Genomic DNA, 2,423 nt, shown 5'->3' on the forward strand with positions numbered 1-2,423 from the left:
TGACTATCCACGACGGTCCGAAAATGTACGTTAGCAGCGAAGTCCATGAAGTCGTTCTACGGGAGGGAAAGACCAGTTACCATGCCGGCACTACAACCCAACAATGCGCAGATGACGCGTTTCGCAAAGGACAGCCATGACGGCCCGATCGTCATGATCAACCTACTGAAATTCCGTGAGCGCGCGCAATACAAGGACGACGATCCTGAGAAGTCTGACGATATCTCGGGTGAAGAAGCCTACAATCGCTACGCTGCCGGCCTTGAGACCCTCTCTTCAGACCCACAGATCGGGCTGAAGACGCTCTATGCCGGCAATGTCCACGGCTTCCTGATTGGCGGAGAGAAAGGCGAAGACTGGGACCGCGTCTTCGTTGTTCATTATCCCTCCCGCCAGCACATGCTGCGCATGATGCGCGACCCGCGCTACCGCGAGGCCCATCGCCACCGCGAAGCCGGCCTCAGACATCAGGACCTGATCGAAACCCATCCCGGCAGCTAAGCAGTTTGTAATTTGCGGCGCTGCAGGCGCTGCGACAGCATAAGGCCGGACCGGAAGAGAGGGCAGCAGTTTGGCAGGATTGATCAGGACGGCGACGGGCCTTGCTATCGCATGCCTTATCGGCGCCTTCGCGGCATCTGCGGAAGATACCGCCATGCCGGCCCAGACCGTTCGAGCCGCGCCAGACAGTACGCTGATCGATGCTTCAGACCCGTCTGCCATCGCCGCCCTGCTTGCGAGCCACGGTTTCGAAGCGGTGCTCAGCAAGCAGGACACGGGCGCGGTCCAGATCAAATCCTCTGCCGCAGGAGAGAGTTTCTGGCTCTATTTCCAGGCCTGCGAGGCCGACTTCACAGACTGCGAAGTGATCACGCTGTCGACGGGCTTCGACTTCGAGACGCCCCAGACTGAAGCCATCTTCGGCGACTGGAACCGGGAGAAAATCTCGAAGGCCTATCTCGATGAGGATGGCGATCCCTTTGTCGAATTTTCGATCAATATGCTGCACGGCGTTGCCCGCGAAAACTTCGCGGATACGCTGAACTGGTTTGCAATGGAGATGGCGGCCTTTATGGATCAGATTGGCTGGAGCGACGAGGACGATACGCCCGCCCAGCCGATCTGAATTTCCGGGAGGCCGCCCTACATGAAACTATCCGCACTGCTCGCCGCGCCGCTGCTCGCCGCACTCACCCTGACTGCCTGCCAGAGCGGGCCGGACCGCCTTCCCTTGAAGCCTGGAACCGAGTGGGTCGCCACAAGCCAGGATTGGGCGCAGCAGGCGACATCGGTCTACCAGCAGGCCGGTGCCTATGTCGAAACAGTCGCCGCGCTGAAACCTGACCAGAAATGGGCCGTGATTCTCGATGTCGATGAGACGGTTCTCAATAATGTCGAGTATCAGATCGGGCTCGATGAGCGCGGCGAGACCTATTCATCGGCCAGCTGGCATGACTGGACAGCGCAGAAATCGGCGACGCTTGTGCCAGGCGCAAAGGGGTTCATTGAGCGCGTGAATGCACTCGGCGGCCATGTCGCTCTCGTGACCAATCGCAAGCAGACCGAGCAGCTCTGGACCGAGGAAAATCTTGCCGCGGTCGGCCTTGAGCGCAGCGAGGATTTCCAGGTCCTGCTGACGCGCGGCAGCTGCGAGGATTGCAGCGACAAGGACGCCCGCTTCGAGATCGTACCGGCGCTGCTCGCCGTTCAGGGTTATCCGGATGTCGAGGTCATCGCCTATGTCGGCGACAATAAGCACGACCAGCCGGACCCGATCGGCAGCGCCAAATTCTTCTGCATCAATCAGGGCGGCATGTATGGCACGCCGTGCGCGACGCCGCCTCAGCCGGTAATGAACTGATGGCCGCGGCGGGTATGGAAAAGGTCTACAAGGTCCACGGCGCGCTCGGCTCTCCCTATTCGATGAAGGTCCGCGCGGCGATGCGCGCGAAAGGCCTACCGCATGTCTGGGTGCCGATGACTGCCGACATCCGGGACGGTGTGCTGTCGAATGTGAAGGCGCCGGTCATCCCGGTCATCCGCACGCCGGACGGCGACTGGGTGAATGATTCAACGCCGTTCCTGCTTAGCCTAGAAGACACGGGCCGCGCGCTCCTGCCGACTGACCCTGTCCAGCGCTTTGGCTGTCTTCTGCTCGAAGACATGGCCGACGAATGGACGATGAAGGCGATGTTCCACTATCGCTGGGCCTACCCGCAAGACGCCGAATGGTGCGCCAACTGGCTCATGTATGACAGCTTTCCGAAGGCCGGCCGTGAAACGGTCGAGAAAGCCGCTGAGACGATCCGGCAACGCCAGATTTCCCGCATGGCGCTTGTCGGTTGCACGCCAGAGACAGCGCCGATCATCGAAGCCTCTTTTGCCCGTGTGACAGGCCATCTCGAAGCCATGGCGCTTGGTCC

The 2,423-nt window shown here is 60.5% G+C and carries 4 protein-coding genes; all 4 read left to right on the forward strand.

All coding sequences use genetic code 11. From position 1 onward, the window contains the following. Positions 1-81 precede the first annotated feature (81 nt). Entirely contained in the window at positions 82-501 is a 420-nt protein-coding gene (locus tag WA989_RS11455) for a DUF1330 domain-containing protein (protein ID WP_424340632.1), read from the forward strand. A gap of 70 nt (positions 502-571) precedes the next feature. Continuing rightward, positions 572-1,126, forward strand: coding sequence for a YbjN domain-containing protein (locus WA989_RS11460; RefSeq protein WP_424340633.1), 555 nt, complete (start codon positions 572-574; stop codon positions 1,124-1,126). 21 nt (positions 1,127-1,147) lie between these two features. After that, positions 1,148-1,861, forward strand: coding sequence for an HAD family acid phosphatase (locus tag WA989_RS11465; RefSeq protein ID WP_424340634.1), 714 nt, complete (start codon positions 1,148-1,150; stop codon positions 1,859-1,861). After that, positions 1,828-2,423, forward strand: a 596-nt coding sequence (locus WA989_RS11470; RefSeq protein WP_424340635.1) for a glutathione S-transferase N-terminal domain-containing protein, incomplete at its 3' end; no start/stop codon positions are given. The genes WA989_RS11465 and WA989_RS11470, both read left to right, overlap by 34 nt.

The organism is Henriciella sp. (assembly GCF_049649345.1).
Taxonomy (GTDB): domain Bacteria; phylum Pseudomonadota; class Alphaproteobacteria; order Caulobacterales; family Hyphomonadaceae; genus Henriciella.